Here is a 21,404-nt window from a genome sequence, read left to right as displayed (position 1 = left end):
CGAATCCAAATCAGGTGCACACTGCCGCCAGGGAGGACCCCATGGCTGCTGAACACGCGTCGTTTCCGCCGCTGTACGAGTACGTACTCGCCCACCGCTGCACCGTCTGCCACGCCCCGCCCGGTACTCCGTGCGATGCACCCCGCAAGCAAGCCGAGATCGACGGCCGCAACGAGATCCGTGAGCAGACCGGCCGGCCACCGATGGAGACGGACCCGCTGTATCTGATGCACGCCGCCCGGATCGATGCCGGTAGCCGGCACTACGACCGGGACGTGCAGCGGGCGCCGTGGCCCGAAGACCGCGAACCCGGACGCCGGTACGACACCCTGGGTCAGGCGTGACCGAGGCCCGACCGTCGCTTCCTTCGACGGCCGGGCCTCACCCAGCCCCAGTGCCACCACCCCGGTACCCGCGCGACGTTCTGCTACGCCGCGGTGCCCGGCCCGGCCTCCCGCGGATCCCCCGCCGGCCGGGTCAGCCCGTCATCCGCGGCCGCACGCCGGCCTGGTTCCGTCTCGTCCAGCTCCCAGAAGCCCCGACAGTCGTCGCACCGGTACTCCGGCAGGCCGGCGTCAATGGTCAGTACGGCCCCGTGCGGGCACCTGCTGCCGTCTCCCCGGCCCACGCACTCCTGCACCCAGGTATCCCCCATGCGGTCGACGGTGCGGCGTGCAGGCCGTGGTCGTGCAGAGGGCGTGGCAGGCGCATGGGCGCCAGCGACCGGTTTGGGACTCTGCCCGCCTATATCCGGCGGGACCACGACGCCCGCCTGAAGTCGGTGGTCGACGAAGCGAAAGCCGGGCGCAGCGGGATCGCAGTCCTAGTCGGGGGGTCCTCCACGGGCAAGACACGCGCCTTATGGGAGGCGGTCGAAAAGTTGCCCGACGACTGGCGGTTGTGGCATCCCCTGAGCCCCACCGCCCCAGAGGCGATCCTGGACGCACTGGCGGACATCGCTCCGAAGACGGTGGTGCCGTGGCTGGGCACCGTCCCAGACGCCGCCCCGGGCCGACGTCGCACGGTGATGTCGACCGGGAAGTGGCGGCACGCGTCGGTTCTGGCACGGGAGCACCGGGCGAACGTGTCCGCTGCTCACACGCTGCTGCGTGCGTTGAACCAGGACCTCGAACGCCCCGACGACGAGGACGACTCGTCGCTGCTCGTCAGCGACAGGTGCACGCCCGGAGGCCGGTGGGCAGGCTCCCTCGTCACACCTAAACACTGATCACGGTCGAGCCCGTCCGGATTGAAGGGAGCCACAGGTGGGAGTCATCTCCAGGCTGTTAGGCAAAGAGGACTACAACGACTGGCCTCGCAGCTACAGCCACTTCCGCGGCGACATGGCCAAGGCAGCTGGAGTCGGCGTGGCCAGGATCCGCTGCCACCGCAACACCTGGGCCTACCTGGCAGAAAACGTTCCCCGGGACGAAGACAGGGGCCCTGCAACGCCTTCCGCCCGCCGGCCGAGGAAGAGATCGCGACCGAGGAAGACGCAATGATCACAGTGCCGCTCGCAGGTACTAGCCTCGCCGCGGTACTCAGCTGGTGCCGCACTGCTACGTCACACACGCTCAGTGGCCCATGGTCCGCTCTGGACGCGACTATCGGCCGCCGCGTCGGCGCTGCCATTTCCCAGGCGCTCCGGAACGTGGTCCCTTCCAATGGCCAGGACGGACCGACAGCCGTGATCTACCTCGACGACCGAATCACCGCGAAGGACGCCACACCGTAAGCCGCCTCTGTCCACCCGGACTCCCTCGCGCTGCGCTAACCGGGTGAATGCCGGTACCCCGATCGGATGGTGACGTCCAACGACGGGCAGACAGCAGGTGCAGGGTGTGGGCGAACGATCCCGCGGAGAGAGACGGACCCAACTGATGACCCTATTCGGCGTCGAGGACGTTCTTCCCCGTATCACTGAGACAGACGTCCTGGACGGGGCCGAGCTGCGCGAGCAGATGACCAAGGCGGTTGACGCAGTGTCTACGGTCGTCGGCGAGGACTCTCAGACCCTGTGGGGCCGCGTCCTCAAGCTGCTGAACCTGCCCCGGCTGTCGGACGCCGACGACCACGACCTGCGGGAGATCCTTCGGGAGCTCCACGCGTGCGAGCAGGAGGGCCGCAGCGCATACCGCGCGCGGCTGCGGCGGGTCACCCGGGTGGACCGGCCGGGAGGCATCGGCCGGCTGCCCCGGCCCCGCTCGGTCAAGGCGGCCAGCGCTGCAGGAACTTGTGGGCTGTGCCGCGACGGGTACGGCACGGGCGAGCTGATCGGCCGCACACCGTTCTCCGAGGGGCTCCCGTATGTGCCGATGGGCTGGCTGTGCTGGCACTGCCTGGTCGAGCGGCGCCAGCGGCCGCGCCGCCGGGACGTCCTGCTGCGCGTCTTCCACGCTCTGTTCGCCGGGGACGGAGTCGGCCTGAACGGGCACGAGTGCGGCGTACTGCTGGACTGGCTGACTGAGGAGCCGGCGCTCACCAGCAGCAAGGCCTGGAAGGCCGACCCGCTGGAGAACACCCTGGTGCGGCTGCGGACCAGCGCCGCTGACGCAAATCCGACAACTTGGCTCGGCGCCCAGACCGCGCACACCATCGTCGCGGTTCTGCAGGAAGCCCCTGCCTCGCAGGCCACGACGGCCAAGGACGGTGAGGCGCTCGGTGCCCTGGTCCAGCACCTGGCCGAATGGGAGACCAACCCGGCCGGCGTGCGACGGGAACAGTACGGAACAGGATGGCGCTACCGCCAGCGGGTGCTGGAGCTCACCGCCCACCCCACCGCTCTGTCCGAACTCGGCGGCCCCTTCCATCTCTTCCACTGCCGGGTCAGCGCCACGGGACATCTCGTAGAGGCCGAATAGAAAACTGCGGGTGGGCAGCACTACCGTGGCCCGTCGTTCGCGGAGCTCTCCACGGCCTTCGCCGAGGAAGCCGACGGGTGGCCCCGATCGAGCTGACCACGTCGAGCGATCCGGGGCGAGGCACGTTCGCCGACCGGCCACCGGCTGAGCAGTGGCGCGCGTACCACCAGGAGCACGCGGTGCTCGGCTGGTGGCCTCACAGGAGAACCTGCGCCACCCCCGCAGGTGACTAGCTCTGGTCCCTCATGTAGTCCGGACCCAGGTTGACCTGCCAGTCCTGCACGTTGGTGATCTGATCGAGAAGCTGGTCCAGCGCGGTGCACGCCTCACCCGCCCGGCGGGCGAACTCGGGGACGTCGACGTAGAGAGGGGCAGGGCGGGCCGGCACGCTCGTCCCGCCCTGCCCCTTAGTGAGCGTTTGGTTCTCGGTTGTCTGTTTCATTTGGCTTAGCTGTCACGCCAGTTGGTGGTGGCTTCGTCGGTGAGGCGGCGGGTCATGAGGTTGATGGCGGCGAGTTGGATCATGGCTGCTGATCGGTGAGGGTGGGTTTCGTAGTCGCGGGCCAGGCGGCGGTGGTGCATGAGCCAGCCGAGGGTGCGTTCGATGACCCAGCGGCGAGGCTGGACGTGGAAGCCGCGGGTGGTGGGGTCGCGTTGGACGATTTCGAGATCGATGCCGAGGTGGGCGGCTTGTTCCACGGCTTTGGTCTTGTAGCCGTTGTCGGCCCAGGCCTTGGTGATGGTGGGGTGGCGCTCGCGGACTTGGGTCAGGAGTTGGGTGCCGGCGGCGGAGTCGTGGACGCTGGCGGCGGTGACGGCCACGGCCAGCAGGAGGCCGAGCGTGTCGGTGACGATGTGCCGTTTGCGGCCGATGATTTTCTTGGCCGGGTCGATGCCTTGGCTGGTCAGGTGGACGGTGGCGGAGGTTTTGATGCTCTGGCTGTCGATCAGGCAGGCGCTGGGCTCGCTGGTGCGGCCTTCGGCCTGGCGGACTTTGCCGCGTAACAGGCCGGTGAGCTGGTCGAAGATGCCGTCGGCTTCCCAGTGGGCGAAGTAGCCGTAGACGGTCTGGTGGGGCGGGAAGTCGTGGGGCAGGTAGCGCCAGGGGATGCCGGTGCGGTCGACGTAGAGGATGGCGTTCATTAGGGCGCGCAGGTCGTGGGTGGGCTTGCGGATGCCGTTGCGGGCCTGACGCCAGGCTTCGAGGGTGGGGCGGATGAGTTCCCAGCGGGCGTCGGACAGGTCGCTGGGGTAGGGCCGTGAGGGCTGCATGATGCCTGCGTATTGGGTGGTGGCTGGCCTGAGCAGGGCGTGTGCGGGGGTGTCGGTTGCACCGGGGCGTGCGTTCTCCATCCGGTGTGAACCGGTGGGTTTCTAAACGAGACGGGAGTTCTCGCAAGGAAACCGGCGTATAACTGGTCTACTGATTGCGGCAGAAGCCCCTTTTCCGACGGATCGCTTGGTTGCGTGCACGGTGTGGTCGCCGAGAATCGCCATGAACCATTCGATAATCGAACCAAACGCTCACTTAACCATGGTGTATCGCAGCGCCTGACCACTCGGATCCAGGGCATGGACCTCGTCGCAGAGTGATGTGACGTCTTCCTGAAGGTGCATCCGGAACATCGGCGCGAGCTGGGCGAGGTAGTCAGTCGCGACCTCGAACTTGATGCTGTCGACCAGGGCGCGGAGCACCACTTTGAGCGCCAGTTCGAGAGCGTGCCGGTAGTTGTACAGCACGACCAGTACCAACGAATCGTCCGCCCGGTCGTCGTGCCAGTGTTCGGCCAAAACGTCGGCGGCGGTGCGGAACGCGAATGCGAGCTCCGCATCGGTCTCCGCCTCCGGCTCAGCGCCTTCGGAGGAAGAGGCGGCAGGCCGGCCGCCGAGGACCGCATAGTCCTCTGTCCAGGGGCTCGGACGAGAATGGGAGAACACGGCATGATTCGTCATGGGATCATCGTGGAGTCCCGGGCGAGGGTGTGGGAGCGAATAAAGAACACAGAGCACTTCCAGGACCTGACCGGTGTCGTCTCCTGGAGCTCCCTGGACGTGCTCCCAAGCCGACCTGCCCCGGTCGCGGGCGAGCTTGGCGAGAGGCAGCTGCTTGTCTGAGGACCCAGCGCGAAAGGTTCTTGTGCCGCCTCCTTCCAGCGCGGGGACGGCAGATCGAGGTGGCGAGCGGGCGCCGTGGCGGGGCGGCGGCGCTTTCGCTACCGTCGCCAGATGACCATCGACGACGAGTTCGCAACCCAGTTACGACCGAGCGAAGCACCGACCGGGGTGATCGTCAGCGCGCTGCGCTGGGACATCCTCAACGACTGGGTCCGGTACCTGAACGACAACAGGCACCCGGACAAGACGGCCGAGATGTCGTACGTCTGGGGATTCATCAACCGAGACTTCGGCGGCGACGCGCTGCGGTGCCTGTGGAGCAAATACGAGACCAGTTACCCCATGTTCGCCGAGGCCGTGTGGTTGCTGCACCGCGAATTCAGCGAAGGCGCCGGATCCGAGCATCACCCACTCTTCGCGGACCTACCTCCGATCCCCACCGACGTCCTGTTCCGAAAGATCGCGAGCGCGTCCGCGGTGGCCTTCCGGAAGCTGACAGCAGACCAGATGATCGAGATTCTCCGCAAGGCACCGCAGGACTACGCAGCGATGCGGTAGAGGCCCATTCGAAACGCCGGCGCCCGGACGCATCGCGAAACCTGGTGCGACGCGACCAGGTTGATGCCCGGGGCTCGGTGCCCTACCCCTACCACGAGGTCGGCGGCCTGGCTCAGGGGTCAGTCGCGCTGCGCGTGCAGACGCAAGGCTTCGACCCGTTCCCACTGAACGGTGCTACCAGGCATGCCGGCCTGGACCCGTACCGCGTCCAGGCCGATCTTCTCGATCACCCTGTGCATGATCTCCTGTCCCTTACCCACGGAAGGGGCCACCCAGTACGCCGAGATCCCGTACTTATCAATCATGTCCGGGTCAATGTAGGGCTCCAGGTCGAGGACGCCATGGGTAGATCGGTACCACTCGTCGACGTCCACGTAAGGGTCACCGCCGTATTCCACCGTCGTCATCGCGGCCCAGACTCTCCAGCCGGGCCGGGCGGCCAGCTCTTGCGCAACCGACCACTCAAGCGGTCCTTCGTGCTTGCCGTCGGGAAGGCCGTTGGCGAGCAAGAGCATCCGCTCGCGTCCGCTCCAGGCGAGCATTACTGTAGGACCAGAGGGGTCAGGTCCTCCACATACTCGGACTCGACATTGCCGGGGTTGGAGGCCACTACAGTCGCAGCCTCGGCGTCCAGCACCATCCGCCATAATTCAGCCGCCGACTTATGGGCCAGAGACACTGTCTCGGTGTAGCCACCCTGGGGCCTCTGGGCTTGAGGCAGGAATCGGGCCAGGCCCTCGGACTCCAGCTGGCTTTTGACCCGACTTTCGATCTCCGAGGCGGAGGCGTGGTCCGGCATCAGTACGGCCCGGTAGACATCCCAGCCCTTCGCCAGGTGACCGGATATCCGGCCAGCCCGGGCCATGCCCTTCCCAACCTTCGCGGCTCGAAGGACCCGGTGCACCATGACGTAGACGTACGTCGGTTCGGCCATTGGGATGGATCCGCGTCTGCGGGGCTCGGGTATCACTCGGGGGCCTTCTTCCACAGTTATGAAGCGCGCTGGTTGGAGCGTCGTGCGGCCCGGTAAGCCTGGGCGGGGTCGGGAGAGGGGCCGGGGACGGGTTGCCAGATGCCGTACGGGGCGCGGTAGGGGCACCAGCGTCCGTCGGGCCCGTACCTGAGCTGGATGCCGGCTGCCTCGTCGGTGAGCCGGTTGTCCTCGCAGAGGATGGTGGCGGTGGGGGCGGGGCGCAGGGGCTGGATGCTGGCCTGGGCGTGGGCGTGGGTGTCGTGGTCGACGCTGAACGCCTCGAGGTAGACGGCGGCGCCGGCTGGTCCGCCGTGAGTGTGGGCGAGTTGCAGGTGCCCCATGCCGACGATGTCCAGGCCGAGGTGGTCCATGGCGGCCTGCCGGAACGCGGCGCCGTGCACCAGGGACAGGAACCGCGCGATGTCCCCACCAGCGGTAGGACCTGCAGCGGGCTGTTGCCCGTCAAGGCAGGTTCCGGCGCGAGCGGCGTTCGCCGCGAGCGCGCGCAGGGCCTGGGTGCCCGGCAGCGGCTCGGGGGGTTCGGGCAGCGGGGCGTGCAGCACGGGGAGTGCCTGGGTGAGGTCCAGGCGGGACCGAGTCCGGGATCGGCCGGCGCGTTCTGGTGGCTTGTGCCGGAATCGCGGTCGCGGGCTGAGGGGTGTCGTGGTGGGGTCGGCGGTGGGTACCGGTGGGTCGGCGGGCTGGGGTGCCGGGCTGTTCGCGCGCAGCCGCTTCTTCAGGTGGTGGTGGGCGCGGCCACGCAGGGTGAACAGAGGGGCGGGCGCGGTGCGTACCCGCTCGGTGAGGAGGATGCCGACGGCGACGGAGTGGGGGCACGCGGCGCGAGCGGCGTCGGGGGTGCAGGTGCAGGTGTGGGAGATGTCCTGCGCGCTAGGGACGATCGGGATGCCGGCGGTGTGAGCGGGGTCGGTGAGCTGGTCGCTGATGGCGGCGGTTCCGGCGAGAGCGGCGGCGTCGGGGCGGGCGCAGATCGCGGTCTCCATGCGGTCCCAGTCGCCGGCGGTGAGGGGGGTGACCAGCAGGCGGGGCCGGGCGACGCGACCGCCGGGCAGCGGGAACTTGGTGGTGGCGAAGCCCTGGTTGACGTTGAGCGGGCTGGCCTGGCCGGTGGCGAGCAGGCGTCGCGCCCTGTCTTGGAGGGAGGCGTCACCGGCGGCTTGGTGGAGGGCGTGGGTGAGGGCCCGGGCCCATCCGGCGGTGGTGTACTGCACGGTCATCGGCGCTCTCCCAAGGCGATGAATTCCCTATTGAATGCGCGTGTTGAAGCGGCTTCTGAAGGGCTGATCTGTGCGTGCATGGCGTGTTTTCTGGGTGCGGGCGGCCGAGCCGCGATCTGGGTCGGATGAGCTGCAGGGCTGGGCCGAGGGCTTGGCGGAACGCGAGGCGGAGTCAGGGGCCCGTCCCGGAGACGCCATCTTCCTGGCGCCAGACTGTCGGGTGGACCCGTTGCTGACCCGGTACGTCCAGTCCCGGGCCTTCCGTTCGCACGCCGTGTCGACCCGGCTCAACTACGCGACGGACATCGCCTAGTTCCTGACGTTCCTGTGAGGGCGAGAGAAAGGCTGGCGCGAGGCGGTGGAGCGGGACGTTGAGGATTTCGAGTACTGGCGGACCCGCGCGCCGGAGAACCCGGAGCGGATCGGCGTCCTCGCGGCCTGGGCCGAGACGGTCCGGCTGACCCAGGCCGCCGCCACCAACCAGGCCGACCCCCAGGGTCGTGCCGCCCTGCACCGTCTCCTCGAGTCTGCTTTCACCTCCGGGGCGGCGATTCCTGCCATCCGCAAGGGCAGCAGGAGCGAGGTGGCGCGTACCTATCTGGCCGGCCGCACCGGTGCCTCCCTGCACCAGGTCAGCCGGATCTCTCTCGTGCACCGGCTGCGCCAGGCCGTCGTCGAGCGGCCCAGCCCCTGTCCGCTGGATGTCCCCGTGACGGGGACCGTCGCCGGTCGGCCGTGGCGTACCCATCTCGACTACGCAGAGGCCCCGGCGCTCCTTCGGCATCTGGGTACGGCCGCGTTCATCGTCTGTGCCTACCTGACCGGCATGCGGCCCGAGGAATCTCTCGCCATGCGCTCGGGCTGCTGTCCCGATCCGGCCGCCGGTCATGTCCCGCGGGGTGGTGTAGTCACGGCAGCTGTTTCGGTTCCGGTTGTGGGGTGATCTCGGGTTCGGGTTCGGGTTCGGGTTCGGCCGGCTTGGCGGTGAAGAGCTCGGCCATGGAGGCTTCGGAGAAGTAGCGGCGGTCGAAGACCTGCCACTCGTCGTGGAGTTCAGCCAGCACCGCGGCGGCGAGCCGGTCCAGAGCGGCGGGGTTGGGAAAGACCTGGACGACATCGGCCCGCCGTTTGATCTCCCGGTTCAGCCGCTCCAGCGGATTGGTCGACCAGATCTTCGTCCAGTGCGCCGGCGGGAAGTCGGCGAACGCGGTGATGTCCGTCGCCGCGTCCAGCAGCATCGCCTTGACCTGCGGGAACTGCCGTCCGAGCATGTCGGCGACCACGTTGAGCTGGGTGCGCACCTGCTCGCCGGTGGTCTGCGCGAAGATGGTGCGGATGGTGGCGGCGACCATCTCACCAGAGCCCCTCTCGATCAACGAGAACACGTCCCGGACGAAGTGAACCCGGCACCTTTGCCAGGCCGCGCCGAGGAAAACGGTGCGGATAGCGGCCACCAGACCGCTGTGGCTGTCGGAGATGACCAGCTGGACGTTCTCCAGGCCGCGGGCCCGCAGCGAGCGCAGGAACTTCGTCCAGAACGGCTTCGACTCGCTGTCGCCGACCTCCCCCACTCTCGACTCCGCTCGAGCGGGGGGACCCCCATGCCCGAGGATCTCGCGGTGCCCGGTGGCGGAGATCCCGGTCGCGATCACCACGGCCTGCGACGCGATCCGGTGGTTGACCCTCACCTTGCAGTAGGTAGCGTCCAGGAAGATGTAAGGGAAGACCGTGTGGTCCATCGGCCGCTCCTTGAACGCGGTCAGTTCCGCATCCAGCTCACCGCAGATGCGGGAGACCTCGGACTTGGAGATCCCGCTGTCCGCACCGAGTGCTTTGACCAGGTCGTCGACCGAGCGGGTCGAGACATCGTGCACGTATGCCTCCATCACCACGGCGAACAACGCCCGGTCGATCCGCCGCCGGCGTTCCAGCAACGACGGGAAGAACGACCCGCTCCGCACCTTCGGGATCTTCAGGTCCAGGTCACCGGCCTGCGTGGTCAGCAGCCTGTCCCGGTGGCCGTTGCGCCAGGTCGTGCGCGTCTGGGAATGCTCACGCGGCGCGGCACCGATCGCCTCGGTGGCCTCGGCCTCGATCAGCTCCTGCAGGATGCGCTCGCACACCACCCTGATTGCTTCAACTCCATCGGCACGACGTAGTGACTCAAGCAGCCGCATCAGCTCAGACTGGGACAAGGCCATCGCGTGCTCCTTCGGTTGAACTGCCCGTTCACCAGGGAGACTTGCGCGATGCCCTGCCCCTGATTACTGATCTCTTCGGGTTGTTGTCGGGGGTGGTGACGTGTGGTGATCCCTGCGGTAGGCCGGTGGTATGCGGTACGCGCAGGGTGGTGGGCTGACCGCGCAGCGGCGGCGGTTTCGGGAGCGGATCCGGTACGAGGCCGGTGCGCGGTTCGTTGGTGGTGAGAGAACCGCGGTGATCGCGAAGGATCTGCGGGTCAGTGAGCGGTCGGTGGAACGCTGGCGCCGTGCCTGGCGGGAGGGCGGAATGGCCGCGTTGGCTTCCGCGGGGCCGCCGAAACTGCCCAAACTGTCCGACGAGCAGTTCACCGAGCTGGAGCAGGAGTTGGCGCTGGGGCCGACCGTGCACGGCTGGGAGGACCAGCGGTGGACCCTGGCCCGAATCAGGGTGCTGATCGCGCGGAAGTTCAGGTTGGACTGCTCCTCGGCGACGGTGTGGCGGCTGCTGCACCGGCACGGCTGGTCCTGGCAATCTCCGGCCCGCCGGGCGCTGGAGCGCGACGAGCATGCGGTGGGCCTGTGGAAGAAGGATGTGTGGCCGCAGGCGGAATGACTGCGGCGGCGCTGGGGGCGTACATCGTCTTCGAGGACGAGGCCGGGTTCTCGATGACGCCGCCGCGTGCCCGCACCTGGGGCCGGCGTGGACACACGCCGGTGGTGCGGGTGCGGGGCCGCTCCTGGCGCCGCTGGTCGATCGCCGCGATGTGCTGCTACAAGCCCGGCGAGACCTCCCGGCTCATCTACCGGCCGCGCCGTCACCGCAAGCATCGGGGCAAAGGACGCGACACCTTCGCCTGGAGCGACTACCGCGACCTGGTCGTCCGTGCCCACATCCAGCTCCAAGCACCCATCGTGCTGATCTGGGACAACCTCAACACCCACCGGGCTGCCGGGATGCGGGACTATGCGGCCGCACACGACTGGCTCACCATCATCCAACTTCCCTCATACGCACCGGACCTGAACCCGGTCGAGGGCATCTGGTCCCTGTTACGGCGTGGCCCACTGGCCAACACCGCCTTCACCGACGATGAACACCTCGAGCGCACCCTCCGCCGGGGCCTGCGCCACATCCAACTCCGCCCCGACCTGATCGACGGCTGCCTCACCGGCACCGGACTCACACTCACCCACCAGCCGACAACAACCCGAAGAGCTCAGTAATTGCTCATGGGTACGGCGGTGTTCGGGAACGATGGACCTGGTCATCTCGGAGCTGTTCCAGGTCATCATGAACAGCCCCAGCTACCGCACCAACAAGCGCCCCCAGAGCCCCACCGACAAGAACGGCAAGACCCCAACCAAGGCGGAAAACCGGTGGACGCCGTCGGGATACTGCCGTCATGGCCGTCACTCAGCAACTTGCCCGCCTCCCGGCGGAGTATCTCGCCGCCTGCCGCCAGTCAGCCGGAACATCGACCGATGGAGATCCCAACTGGGATCCGCCGCCGGCGGACGTCCTGGACCTGGACTGGGCACCGGCCATGTTGGAACGGGTCTGCGGGCTGGCAGGTCTGGACGGCGCCCACCTCGATGCTCTCCGACAGGCCACTGAGGGCGATTCGGCGATCGATCTCGGCTTCCTCAACACACACCCGCATGCCATCGGTCCCTTCGGACCTCCTCCCACCGCCCTTTCTGCAGCTCAAGTGGCCCGCGTCTCGGAACTGCTCGGTCAAATCGACTTCCCGACCGTCCTGGCCGGCCTGCCGACAGAAGACACCGAGGCCGCTTCCGTGATCGGTCATGGAGCGGACAAGATCGTCGGTGGCCCGAGGAAGTACCTGCTGGGGCACTTCAATGCCCTGCGCGAGTTCTACCTTGCTGCATCCCAACGGCACCTTCTCCTCGTGCTCTGGTGGGACTGACACAGGACTTCATACTGAGCTTCAAAGCGTGGTGTCGCCAGGCTGACGGGCCGTGATCCCTGCGGTATGCCGACTGCATGAGGTATGCGCAAGGGGGCGGGCTGACCGACGAGCGGCGGGCCTTCCGCGAGAAGTTGAGGATGGAGGCGGCCGAGCGGTTCGCCCAGGGCGACGAGAGCACGGTCATCGCGCACGACCTGCGGGTCAGCGTCCGGTCGGTACAGCGCTGGCGCAAGGCCTGGTCCCAAGGCGGGCCGAGATCCCTGGCCTCCAAGGGGCCGGCGTCATTGCCGCTGCTCAGTGACGAGCTGTTCGCCGTGCTGGAGCAGGAGCTGGCCAAGGGGCCGGTGGCGCACGGCTGGCCGGACCAGACCTGGACGCTGTCACGGATCAAGACCCTCATCGGGCGCCGGTTCCACAAGAGCTACACCGTCCAAGGTGTTGCCGCGCTGCTCAAGCGGCATGGCTGGAGCTGCCAGGTGCCGGCCCGCCGGGCGGTGGAGCGCAACGAGGCGGCGGTGGCCGGCTGGGTGAAGGAGACCTGGCCGCAGGTGGAAGGTCCGTGGCGGCGCTCGACGCCTGGCTCGTCTTCGAAGACGAGGCCGGCTTCTCGATGACGCCGCCGACCGCCCGCACCTGGTCCCGCCGCGGCCGCACCCCTGTGGTCCGCGTGCGGGGCCGCTCCCGCCGCCGCTTATCCGTCGCCGCCCTGGCCTGCTACAAACCCGGCGAACGCTCCCGTCTGATCTACCGGCCCTGCCCGGACACCCGGCCCGACGGACGCAAGAGCTTCTCCTGGAAGGACTACCGCGACCTGATCCAGACCGCGCACCAGCAGCTCGGCGGCCCGATCGTGCTGGTCTGGGACAACTGTGAGACTCGTGGGGCGCCGTCCGGGGCCAGGGTCTGACCCGTGGGACAACTGGCCAGGCTGCCTTGTTGAGGATCTGTCAGCCTGTGGTCCTGGGCGGTGCCTGCTGCCGCCGGACCGGCGAGCGTGTCTCGATAGGGGCCTTGCCGCGTGAGGCACCGTCACAGTTCTGACCGCCCACCGGCCCGACGTCGGCCACAGTCCCGTGCCGATCGAGGAGCCGCGTGACCATCATCAGCCTGCCCCAGTCGACTCTGCCCACACAGCCGGAAGAACCGCCGGCAGAGGACGTGATCCTGGGGGTGGACACCCACAAGGACGTGCATGTCGCAGCTGTGATCACCGTGCTCGGCGCGCTCCTGGCCCACCAGGAGTTCCCGGCCACCGCCGCCGGATACCGCCAACTCCTGGTCTGGGCATGCTCTTTCGGCTCCCTACGCCGAGCCGGTGTGGAATGCACGGGCTCCCACGGAGCAGCTCTGGCACGCTTCCTGAGCCGGGAGAACGTGCAGGTCGTCGAGGTCAATCAGCCGGACCGCGCCATCCGCCGCAAGCGTGGCAAGACCGACGCCGTGGATGCGGAGGCCGCCGCCTGCGCAGTGCTGTCCGGACGCGCTGACGTTACACCCAAGACCGGTGAGGGACCGGCGGCCGACATGCGAGTGCTGCGGCTGGCGAAGGAGTCGGCCGTCAAGGCTCGCACGCAGGCGAAGAACCAGCTCAAGGCTGTACTGCTCGGAGTTGATCCCGCGCTGCGCGAGGCACTCTCGAAGCTCACCAACACGGCGCTGATCGCCAGGTGCGCCGGCCTTCCCGACACCGGCGATGCGGCCGTCTTCACGCTCCGGCTGCTGGCCCGGCGCATCCAGCAGCTGACCGCCGAGGTGAAGGAACTCGCCCACCGGGTCACCAAGGCTGTCCGTGACTGTCATCCGAAGCTTTTGGACGTCATCGGCGTCGGGCCCGACAGTGCCGCTGCCTTGCTGATCGCCGCTGGCGACAACCCAGAGCGGCTGGCTAGTGAGGCGTCGTTCGCCGCTCTATGCGGCGTCAGCCCTGTCGAGCAGTCTTCCGGGAAGACTCAGCGTCGCAGGCTGAACCGCGGCGGCAACCGGCAGGCCAACGCCGCCCTCCACCGCATCGTCGTGACTCGCCTCCGACGGGATGCCCGCACACGTCTCTACCTCGAACGACGCACGAAACAGGGCATGTCAAAACGCGAGATCATCCGCTGTCTCAAACGCTACGTCGCCCGCGAGATCTACCGTGAGATCCAGCCGGCATCGGCCCTTGCCGCCTCCTCTCCTGCCGCTTGACGCAACATAGGGGCATCCTGAACACGCACGTCAGCCGCACCATGCGTGAGCTGATCGCCGCCCGATTATGGCTGACCGTCTACCAGCTGCCGCCGTACGCTCCCGAGCTCAACCCCGTCGAGGGCGTGTGGTCGCATCTCAAGAGGTCGCTGGCCAACCTCACCAAACACGGCCTGGACCAGCTCACCGCGTTGGTGAAGACGAGGCTGAAACGCATGCAGTACCGGCCCCGCCTCATCGACGGTCTCATCGCCAAGACCGGGCTCGAATTTCAGCCGCCGTAACCTCAGCCGTTAAAGATCTCTAGATGAGGTCCCATCAGTCTCTGACCTACCCTCATTCAGTTCGAGTTCAACTGAAGCGCTCGAGCAAACGCTCAGCCAGTACGTGGCCGTATTCCTTTGCCAACTCAAGTGCGCTCTTACTCTGATGACCTCGTGCTCCCGGCGACGCACCATAAGCGAGGAGTACTGCGATACTTGCGACGCCCATTTCGGTTCCGCCCTGCAGCGCAGTGTCAGCCTCGTAATCAACCGAATGCGCCAACAGTGTCATTCCACAGCACTCTTCATCAGGATTGATCCCTGAATCAAGCAGTCGAGCGAGAGTGAAAAGGTCCCCGTCTTCGACGGCTTGATGCGCTGGCGTCCACAGGTTTTCTACTTTGTCCGTCACGTTTACGAGTCTACATGACCGCCGCGCCCCGAACGAACCCGAGGCGCGGAACAGTTTACGGCTGCCGACCCGAGGCGTAATTCAGACGTATATTTGGAAAGGCATCATGGAATTGCCCAATCACTGGAGTGCACGAAAAGCAGGCGGGCTGTGAAGAGTGAAGGGTCAGAACGCCACGAATACTGGAAGGCTCGCCCAGCTGATTGGCAATATACGTGAGCATTTTGTACTCGGTGTCGTTGGTTCTAGCGTTCCGACCGGTCGACACCGCCCGGAAGCGTACAGGATTTCCCTCACCTCCCACTACAGGCACGAGACCTGTCTGTTCATGCTTTCCGCTTGTAGCGAGAAATAGTCGAGGGTTCTCGCCCTCAACTTCGAGCATGCCAGCTAGCGCAGCTCGATTCTTTCCAGCAATTCCCTTCGCGTAGATCTCTTCTACGCGCGCGGCTAGGAGTTTCGCGGTAGATTTATCAGCCGTTCTGGCGAGAAGGGAGTTCCCTGAACCCATCTCAAATGTGCCAGCCGAGGGCTCACCGCACACCAAGGGTTCAGTTGAAGCACAACGCGTCACACCTGTCAAGTCGTCCCAGGCTTGTGTAAAATTCCCTGACAGCAAATCTCGTAGCCAGCTATGAGGCGAAGCCCATCCGAGGCTATCCCAGTAGGAGGGAATATTAGGGCCACCGCTGCCCATGTTATTGACGGTGTCGGCAGGTCCCTTCTGTGCGCCGCAAGTGTAAATAGGCCAGCAGTCGCCAGAGGTGCCACCATTACCGCTTGTATGCCCTGAACTGCTGGTGTGCGACGTCCCGTTGCTGGTCCTCTTGTAGTCGACCTTTCCGCAGTGGCCGTGGTGGCAGCTGCCGGCGCTGGGGTTCTGCGGGTCGATCGGGGCGTCGGTGATGATGTCGCCGGAGCCGTCGCCCTTGGGCGTGCCGACGCCGCACGCGTCTGCCATGCACAGGCCGGTCGGGTCGGACTGGGTGACTGGTGCGTTGCCCGCGTAGCTGTACCCGTTGAGTGACTGATGCTGGTCCAGGCTCAGGATGGGGTCGACGCTGATGAACTGGCCGACGGTGGGGTCGTATTCGCGGGCACCCACGTGGGTCAGCCCGGTCGCGTCGTCGGCCGGCTTGCCCAGGAATGCCTTGTCGTCCGGCCAGGACGTCGGTTTCGTGCCGCGTGGGGCACCGAAGGGCGTGCTGTAGCGCTTGGTGACAGCGTATGTGGTCGCGTCCAGGGAGATGCTGGACGTGCCGTGCTGGTCGGCCGCGAGGAAGTTGAGTCTCGTCCCCGACACACCGGACGTTGCGGTGCGGACGGCGATGGTCTGCCCGTTCGCCGTGTAGTAGCGCATGCCGGAGGCGGTTTTCGTGGTGCCCTTGACGGTGAGGTGCAGCTCTGTGCCTGCGCCAAGGTATAGGACGGTTTCACCGTCTCCCTTGGCGCGGCGGATGAGCAGGTCGCCGTTTGCGTCGTAGAGGTAGTTGGTCTCCTTGGTGCCTTCGGTGAGCTTGGTCAGGTCGCCTTCGGTGTTCCAGGCCAGGGTCTGCTGGGCGGTCGGGCCGGGGCGTGAGGTCGTGTTGCCGCTGCTGTCGTAGGTGTAGGTACCGGCGCGGGCACCGGTCGTCTTGTCCAGTGTGTGGGGTTTGTTGTCGGTCGTGTCGTCGTAGGTGTACGTCGTCGACTTGTCACCGGACGTGGTGTGCTGAGTTTCGGTTTTGCGCTGGCCGGCGTCGGTGTACGTGTACGACGTCCAGTATGGGGCGGCTCCGTCGAGGTTGGCGATGCTGCGGTTGGAGGTCGAGCAGTCTGCGGTCTTGGGAGTCCAGGCGTCGGAGATGCGGCGGTTGCCGTCGTAGGCGAAGCACTGGTAGTCGGCCTTGGCCGCGCCGCCCTGGGTGGCGCCGTCGAAGATGGAGGTGACGTTGCCGGCGTCGTCCTGGGTGAACTTCAGCTCCTGCGGCATGTAGCCGTGCACGTCATCGGTGACGTAGGCGCGGGTGAGGCGGCGGGTGCCCTCCTCGTAGTCCCACGTGAGGTAAGCCTTCTTCGCGGAGGATGCACCGTCCATGCCCAGGGTGAGCTGGCGCAGGTCGCCCTGCGGGGAGAAGGCGGCGCCCTGCAGGTAGCCTGTGGTGCCCTTGGCGGTGAGCTGCCCTCCGAGCGCGTTGTAGGTGTAAGAGACTCCCTCCGCTGCCAGACCGCCCACTGCCGGGGTGGAGTACTGGCTGATGGAGCCGTCCAGGTTGTAGCCGGTGCTGAACGAGAGCGTCTTGGCGACGTAGCCGCCGGAGACCAGCGGTTCGGTGTCGGGCAGGATCAGCTGGCTGCCGGTCACGTGATACATCGAGTCGTACGACGTGACCTTCTCGGTGTAGGCCTTGCCGCTCACGCCGCCGTCGTAGCGGGTGGCGGTGTCCTGCTGGCCCTTGGCGAGTTGGTCGTAGCCCCAGGCGGCGAGTTTGTTGGCGTCGGTCTTGTCGACCTGCCACATGTCGGTCTTACGGCCGAGGTCGTCGTAGGCGTACAGCAGTTTCTTCGACGGGTCGTCGTTCGGGGTGGTGCTGATGACCTGGTCGAGGGTGTTGTACGCGGTATCGGTTTTGCCCTTGTCGGGATCCGTGGCCGTGACCTGGCGACCGAACAGGTCGTACGTGTACGACCATTTGGCCTTGTCGGGGCCGGTGACCGTCTCCGGCTGGCCGGCGGGGGTATAGGTGTAGTCGGTCGTGGTGAAGTTGGTGCCGGTCGGTGTGGGACCGGCATACTCGCGGCGCTGGGTGGTCTGGCCGAGTGCGTTGGTGACCACCGCGGTCGCCTGCCCGCCGCTCGGGGCGGTGGTGGCGACGGTGTCACCGGTGTAGGTGGTGGCGGTCGTCCAGCGTGTGACGCCATGGACCTTCGTCACCGCCGTCTTCGGCCGACCGGCGCCGTCGTACGTCGTGTCCGTCTGGATCGGCGCCTGGCCACCGGAAATCTCCGCAGCCTGGGAGCTCGGCGGCGAAGTGCTGTCCCAGATGTCGGACTCCTGGCTCACCGCCAGGCCGCGCGTGTCGTAGAGAGTCAATGAGATGAGCCGGCCACCCTGGGGGGTCGGCGTCTGAACCTGACGCGAGCGCAGCAGGGAGTCGTAGAACTCGTAGCTGGTGTTGTACCCCGAGCCGTCGTACTTCAGGGTGCCCGTCGACACCCAGGACATGCCCGTCTCGTCGCTGGTGACGTGATAGTCGTAGACGTAGTTCGGGGTCTTGCCCAGCGCTTTGGAGCGGTTGGGCAGCCAGAGCTTGGTGATGCGGCCGAGGCTGTCGTACTCGCTCTCGGTGACCTTGTTATTGGCGTCGGTCACTTTCAGCGTCGCGCCGGTCGCGAAGTCGAGCACGGTGGTGGTCTTGTACGTCTTGGCGTCCGCGGCCGTTGTCGATGTCAGCGGGCCGACATCCGACGGTACGTAGGTCACCGAGGAGACGGTGAGGTCGTTGGTGTCCTTGACGGTCTTGGGGCGTCCGAGCGTGTCGTAGCCGGTTGTGGACACCTTCTGCCAGCTGGGGGCTTGATCGCTGCCGTATCCCTTCGCCCGCCCCTTCCAGGTGGCATCGCCCTTGGTGGGCTTCTGCGATGCCGTCCATGTGGTGGCCGAGGTGTCGTCGTAGACCGTGGCCGTGTCGGAGACGACGTCACCGGCGCGCTTGGAGTCGGTCGGCAGGTCGAGCGCCGAGTCGGCGGTGCCGCACGGCTTGGCGATCGTGCGGGTGCGGGAGACAAGAGTATTGATGCCCTTGTCATCGTTGCGGGCGTACCAGGTGCGTGTGCACTTCTCGTCACCCGTGACCGAGTCGTCCCCCTCGTCCTCGACGGTCTCGGCCATGCCGTAGTCGTCGTAGGTCGTCTTCACCGTGTGCACCCGGTCGAACGGGGTGAGCTTGCTGGTGATGTTGGTGCGGCTGTGGGTGGCGGCACTCCGGACGTAGTACGCCTCGGTGTCCGCGTAGGACTTGTGTTGGGTCGCCGTCCGCTTCGACCAGGGGTCGTTGACGGTGCCGCCCACTTCCGTGTCGCCGTCGTAGGTGACCGATTCGCGGGTGAAGCCGGCGTACTGGTCGGAGTCGGTGATGTCGTCGGCCTTGATTCCGGAAATCTTGACCGCCTTACGCTGATCGGCGTCCGGTGTCTTGCCGTCCGAGCCGAGCACACGGTCGCCGTTCATCCCGCGCAGGTAGACCGTGGTCTCTTTGCTCTGGGTGTGTCCGGAGACGCCGGTGATATGCGTGACCTGCTGGTAGCCGCGCCAGATGGACCAGGTGCGCTCCTTGGCGGGAGTCAGCGGGTCCTCGTCATAGTGCCAGGCGCCGCCGCCCGTGTACTGGTAGCTGTGTTGTACGGCTTCCGAGCCGCCCTGCGGGTCGGTGGTGGACACGGAGCTGACCGGGTACTTCTGGAACCAGTCGAGGATCGGGTCCTTCTCACCGTTGGGCGACCAGTACACCGGGTAGCAGCGCTTGGTGTTCTCGTCCAACTTGGGCTTGGTGCCGCCTGCGGTGCAGTCGGCATCCATGTAGGTGACGATGGTCTGCGCGCCGGTCTCGGAGGTGACGGTCTTCAGCCGGGGCTTATTGAGCGGCAGGATGTCGTCGGCCGTGCCGTCGACACGGTTGGGCAGCATGACGTGGCTGAACTTGACCGGGTCGAGGGAAAGGTCCGTGCCGCGCTTGCCAGTGTGTTTTATCTCATCCAGCCACAGCGACTGGTCGGTGGAGTCGCCGGTGTCGCCGGGGTCGAGGTAGAGCTGCTTCAGGGACCACACGTCCACGGGCTCGAAGGCCGGAGTCGAAGCCGCTGCGTTCCAGGCGTAGGTGGTGATGGCCGTCATCCGCTTGCGCGTGAAGAACGAGGGGCCGACGTTGCCGGTGCACTTGTCGCCGTCCTTGCAGATGGCGTCGAACGGCACGTCCGGCCAGTTGTCCCGGGTGTCCTTGGTCAGAGAGTCACAGCCGCTGCCCGAGGCCAGGCAGCGTTCGTCGTAGGTGAAGACGACTTTGTCGGAGGCGGCCGGGGATGCGGAGAAGAGGGCGCCGGCGCGCTGTCCGTAGCGGATCTCTTTCAGGTAGCCGCCGCGGACGTAGTCGGTACCGGTGTTGTCATCGCCGAGCATGTCGTAGTTGTTGTGCTCGGCGGTGTACCAGTAGGACATGGCGTTGCCGTGGGTGTCCTCGACGTAGTCGAGGTTCCAGCGCCAGGCCTGCGTCTTGTGCCTGCCGGTGAAGGAGTCACCGCTGGAGTAGCCAGGTTCGCCTTCGTCGTCGCCGAAAACGGGCACCGTCCACACCGACTCGGTGCGGTCGTCGGCGCCGGCACCGTCGAGCTTGTTCAGGCCGAAGACGTACTTGGTTCCGTCGCCGGTGATGACCGTCCAGTACTCGCCGTCGTCGTCCCCGTTGTCGGCACCGGTGGAGTGGATGACGGTGGAGGCATCGTCGTCCTTCAGCCTCCACTTGCCGCTGGTGTCGTCCTTGACCAGCTCGGTCGCCTTGCCGTCCAGGACGAGGGAGGCGTTGTCGTACTTCCAGCACAGGTCGTACTTGCCGTCCTGGCCGTCGTCGTCACAGGAACCGTACTTGCGCTCGATGAACGAGGAGGTCAGGTCGAACCCGGTGCCGATCTGGCTACCCTGGTTGTTCGAGTTCGCCGTCTGGCCGTCGACACTGCCCGAGTCGTACGAGATCGACAAATCCGGCTGGGGACCGGCAGCAGCCGGTGGCATGCGAAGGGGGTACGACCAGGTGAAGGAGCCAGAGGAACCGCCGGCCTCCCAGGTCGAGGAGGCGGACAGCGGCGTCGCCTTGTAGTCACCGGCGCCGGACTTGGTGCCTGCGGCGACAGCCAGCAGCATGGGCTGGCCACCGGACGCGAGCGTCACGGGCGCGGAAATGCTCTCTTCGGCACGGTTGTTGACGGTGGCCAGGTCAGTGCGCTTGCGGCACTTGGCAGTTGCCGGGTCCTTCGCGGCGCAGCCGGGCAGACGCGTCAGCTTCAGACGGCCCGCCCAGTCACCGCCGTAGGCCGCAGCGAAGGCCGAGTAGTCGATGCTGAAGCGGGCCTTACCACCGCTGTGGGGGCCAGCGAGCTTGAGGACGACTCCCTTGACACCGAGCTTGGCAGCTGTCTTTTGGTCGAGGACCTCGACCGTGAGGGACTTGGGCGTGTTGCCCTTGGCGGAAGCGGTCGCCGTGACGGGCAAAGAGCCCGGGGCGGCCTTGGCGATACCCCCGGCCGGGATGGCGAGCGAGGCTTTGCCGGCTCGTGGCCAAGTGACCTTGCGCTGCTGGTCGCGGCGGGCCCGGGCGGCCGCAGTGCGGTCGGCCTCGTCGGCCTTGCGTACTTCGGCTGCTGCCTTCTTGTTCACCAAGGCCGTGAAGGGACTGACCTTGGTGGCTTGCGGTGACTTCAGGTGCGGACGTCCCAAGGGATCGGTGTCCGCGGCGAAGGCGACGGGGGCCAGCAGGACGGGCAAGAGCGCCAGACCCGTCATCGCAGCGATCCGACCGGACCAACGTTTTCTGTCTCTGTGCCTGCGGGCAGGTGTAGGCCTGGGTATGCCAAAACGATTCATGCCGGTTCTTCCTACGCGGCGCCAGGCTCTGTCACGCCGGGCGCGTGCCGTTCAG

The 21,404-nt window shown here is 66.8% G+C and carries 17 protein-coding genes and 2 pseudogenes; 10 read left to right on the top strand and 9 right to left on the bottom strand.

Features of this window, described 5'->3' with window-relative positions; all coding sequences use genetic code 11:
* Positions 1-41 precede the first annotated feature (41 nt).
* The 3 genes from OG956_RS38370 (at position 42) to OG956_RS38360 (ending at position 2,861) form a co-directional block, all read left to right on the top strand.
* Positions 42-344, top strand: a complete 303-nt coding sequence (locus tag OG956_RS38370; RefSeq protein WP_330342597.1) for a zinc finger domain-containing protein — start codon at positions 42-44, stop codon at positions 342-344.
* 365 nt (positions 345-709) lie between these two features.
* Positions 710-1,228, top strand: coding sequence for a hypothetical protein (locus OG956_RS38365; RefSeq protein ID WP_330342596.1), 519 nt, complete (start codon positions 710-712; stop codon positions 1,226-1,228).
* 652 nt (positions 1,229-1,880) lie between these two features.
* Positions 1,881-2,861: a hypothetical protein gene (locus OG956_RS38360; RefSeq protein WP_330342595.1), complete on the top strand. Its 981-nt coding sequence runs from the start codon at positions 1,881-1,883 to the stop codon at positions 2,859-2,861.
* 229 nt (positions 2,862-3,090) lie between these two features.
* Here OG956_RS38360 and OG956_RS38355 read toward each other — a convergent pair whose 3' ends face one another.
* The 3 genes from OG956_RS38355 to OG956_RS38345 all read right to left on the bottom strand — a co-directional run bounded on the left by OG956_RS38355 (position 3,091) and on the right by OG956_RS38345 (position 4,814).
* Positions 3,091-3,303: a hypothetical protein gene (locus OG956_RS38355; protein ID WP_330342594.1), complete on the bottom strand. Its 213-nt coding sequence runs from the start codon at positions 3,301-3,303 to the stop codon at positions 3,091-3,093.
* A gap of 5 nt (positions 3,304-3,308) precedes the next feature.
* Positions 3,309-4,133, bottom strand: a complete 825-nt coding sequence (locus tag OG956_RS38350) for an IS5 family transposase (RefSeq protein WP_330342286.1) — start codon at positions 4,131-4,133, stop codon at positions 3,309-3,311.
* Positions 4,134-4,385: 252 nt separating this feature from the next.
* Positions 4,386-4,814: a hypothetical protein gene (locus OG956_RS38345; RefSeq protein ID WP_330342593.1), complete on the bottom strand. Its 429-nt coding sequence runs from the start codon at positions 4,812-4,814 to the stop codon at positions 4,386-4,388.
* Between the two features lie 273 nt (positions 4,815-5,087).
* On the opposite strand from OG956_RS38345, the gene OG956_RS38340 reads away from it, so the two are divergent.
* Positions 5,088-5,534, top strand: coding sequence for a hypothetical protein (locus tag OG956_RS38340; protein ID WP_330342592.1), 447 nt, complete (start codon positions 5,088-5,090; stop codon positions 5,532-5,534).
* Positions 5,535-5,653: 119 nt separating this feature from the next.
* Here the strand turns inward: OG956_RS38340 and OG956_RS38335 are convergent, their stop codons facing one another.
* From OG956_RS38335 to OG956_RS38325, 3 genes are read right to left on the bottom strand one after another with little or no spacing between them, the layout of a single operon-like run.
* Positions 5,654-6,076, bottom strand: a complete 423-nt coding sequence (locus OG956_RS38335; protein WP_330342591.1) for a hypothetical protein — start codon at positions 6,074-6,076, stop codon at positions 5,654-5,656.
* Entirely contained in the window at positions 6,076-6,468 is a 393-nt protein-coding gene (locus OG956_RS38330; protein WP_330342590.1) for a hypothetical protein, read from the bottom strand. Before OG956_RS38330 ends, OG956_RS38335 begins: the two co-directional genes overlap by 1 nt.
* A 56-nt stretch (positions 6,469-6,524) precedes the next feature.
* Positions 6,525-7,745, bottom strand: a complete 1,221-nt coding sequence (locus OG956_RS38325) for a hypothetical protein (RefSeq protein ID WP_330342589.1) — start codon at positions 7,743-7,745, stop codon at positions 6,525-6,527.
* A 358-nt stretch (positions 7,746-8,103) separates the two neighbouring features.
* Between OG956_RS38325 and OG956_RS38320 the strand changes: the two genes are divergently transcribed.
* Complete coding sequence (locus OG956_RS38320; RefSeq protein ID WP_330342588.1) at positions 8,104-8,688, top strand: hypothetical protein; 585 nt, start codon at positions 8,104-8,106, stop codon at positions 8,686-8,688.
* On the opposite strand, the gene OG956_RS38315 is transcribed toward OG956_RS38320, so the two are convergent.
* Complete coding sequence (locus OG956_RS38315; protein ID WP_330342587.1) at positions 8,654-9,946, bottom strand: IS256 family transposase; 1,293 nt, start codon at positions 9,944-9,946, stop codon at positions 8,654-8,656. The two genes, OG956_RS38320 and OG956_RS38315, sit on opposite strands and share 35 nt — an antisense overlap.
* A gap of 130 nt (positions 9,947-10,076) precedes the next feature.
* Here OG956_RS38315 and OG956_RS40390 point away from each other — a divergent pair.
* The 5 genes and pseudogenes from OG956_RS40390 to OG956_RS38280 form a co-directional block, all read left to right on the top strand.
* Positions 10,077-11,170, top strand: a protein-coding gene (locus tag OG956_RS40390) for an IS630 family transposase (RefSeq protein ID WP_443065655.1) whose coding sequence is annotated in 2 segments (ribosomal slippage) — positions 10,077-10,538 and positions 10,541-11,170 — 1,092 coding nt in all. Because the reading frame shifts where the segments join, the coding sequence is not laid out codon by codon here.
* A gap of 179 nt (positions 11,171-11,349) precedes the next feature.
* Positions 11,350-11,874: a DUF1877 family protein gene (locus OG956_RS38300; RefSeq protein WP_330342585.1), complete on the top strand. Its 525-nt coding sequence runs from the start codon at positions 11,350-11,352 to the stop codon at positions 11,872-11,874.
* Between the two features lie 77 nt (positions 11,875-11,951).
* Positions 11,952-12,745: pseudogene (locus tag OG956_RS38295) on the top strand (winged helix-turn-helix domain-containing protein); the annotation flags it as partial.
* Between the two features lie 230 nt (positions 12,746-12,975).
* On the top strand, positions 12,976-14,061 hold the full coding sequence (locus tag OG956_RS38285) for an IS110 family transposase (protein ID WP_443065712.1): 1,086 nt from the start codon (positions 12,976-12,978) through the stop codon (positions 14,059-14,061).
* A gap of 17 nt (positions 14,062-14,078) precedes the next feature.
* Positions 14,079-14,345 (top strand): annotated as a pseudogene (locus tag OG956_RS38280) (transposase); the annotation flags it as partial.
* Positions 14,346-14,412: 67 nt separating this feature from the next.
* On the opposite strand, the gene OG956_RS38275 reads toward OG956_RS38280, so the two are convergent.
* Together OG956_RS38275 and OG956_RS38270 are read right to left on the bottom strand one after the other, a co-directional pair.
* Entirely contained in the window at positions 14,413-14,736 is a 324-nt protein-coding gene (locus OG956_RS38275) for an ankyrin repeat domain-containing protein (protein WP_330342583.1), read from the bottom strand.
* A 55-nt stretch (positions 14,737-14,791) separates the two neighbouring features.
* Positions 14,792-21,268 carry an RHS repeat-associated core domain-containing protein gene (locus OG956_RS38270; RefSeq protein WP_330342582.1) on the bottom strand — a complete coding sequence of 2,159 codons (6,477 nt, stop codon included), beginning with the start codon at positions 21,266-21,268 and terminating at the stop codon, positions 14,792-14,794.
* Positions 21,269-21,404 lie beyond the last annotated feature (136 nt).

The organism is Streptomyces sp. NBC_00557, assembly GCF_036345995.1.
GTDB lineage: Bacteria > Actinomycetota > Actinomycetes > Streptomycetales > Streptomycetaceae > Streptomyces.
The sequence above is the reverse complement of the archived record's forward strand: the minus strand, read 5'-3'. Positions and strand labels throughout refer to the sequence as shown.

Excerpts from the sequence above, each read along its gene's own strand:
- OG956_RS38325 (WP_330342589.1), bottom strand. The coding sequence starts at position 7,745 with ATGACCGTGCAGTACACCACCGCCGGATGGGCCCGGGCCCTCACCCAC.
- OG956_RS38300 (WP_330342585.1), top strand. The coding sequence starts at position 11,350 with ATGGCCGTCACTCAGCAACTTGCCCGCCTCCCGGCGGAGTATCTCGCC.
- OG956_RS38355 (WP_330342594.1), bottom strand. The coding sequence starts at position 3,303 with ATGAAACAGACAACCGAGAACCAAACGCTCACTAAGGGGCAGGGCGGG.
- OG956_RS38340 (WP_330342592.1), top strand. The coding sequence starts at position 5,088 with ATGACCATCGACGACGAGTTCGCAACCCAGTTACGACCGAGCGAAGCA.
- OG956_RS38370 (WP_330342597.1), top strand. The coding sequence starts at position 42 with ATGGCTGCTGAACACGCGTCGTTTCCGCCGCTGTACGAGTACGTACTC.
- OG956_RS38270 (WP_330342582.1), bottom strand. The coding sequence starts at position 21,268 with ATGACGGGTCTGGCGCTCTTGCCCGTCCTGCTGGCCCCCGTCGCCTTC.
- OG956_RS38365 (WP_330342596.1), top strand. The coding sequence starts at position 710 with ATGGGCGCCAGCGACCGGTTTGGGACTCTGCCCGCCTATATCCGGCGG.
- OG956_RS38360 (WP_330342595.1), top strand. The coding sequence starts at position 1,881 with ATGACCCTATTCGGCGTCGAGGACGTTCTTCCCCGTATCACTGAGACA.
- OG956_RS38350 (WP_330342286.1), bottom strand. The coding sequence starts at position 4,133 with ATGCAGCCCTCACGGCCCTACCCCAGCGACCTGTCCGACGCCCGCTGG.
- OG956_RS38345 (WP_330342593.1), bottom strand. The coding sequence starts at position 4,814 with ATGACGAATCATGCCGTGTTCTCCCATTCTCGTCCGAGCCCCTGGACA.
- OG956_RS38335 (WP_330342591.1), bottom strand. The coding sequence starts at position 6,076 with ATGCTCGCCTGGAGCGGACGCGAGCGGATGCTCTTGCTCGCCAACGGC.
- OG956_RS38315 (WP_330342587.1), bottom strand. The coding sequence starts at position 9,946 with ATGGCCTTGTCCCAGTCTGAGCTGATGCGGCTGCTTGAGTCACTACGT.
- OG956_RS38330 (WP_330342590.1), bottom strand. The coding sequence starts at position 6,468 with ATGGCCGAACCGACGTACGTCTACGTCATGGTGCACCGGGTCCTTCGA.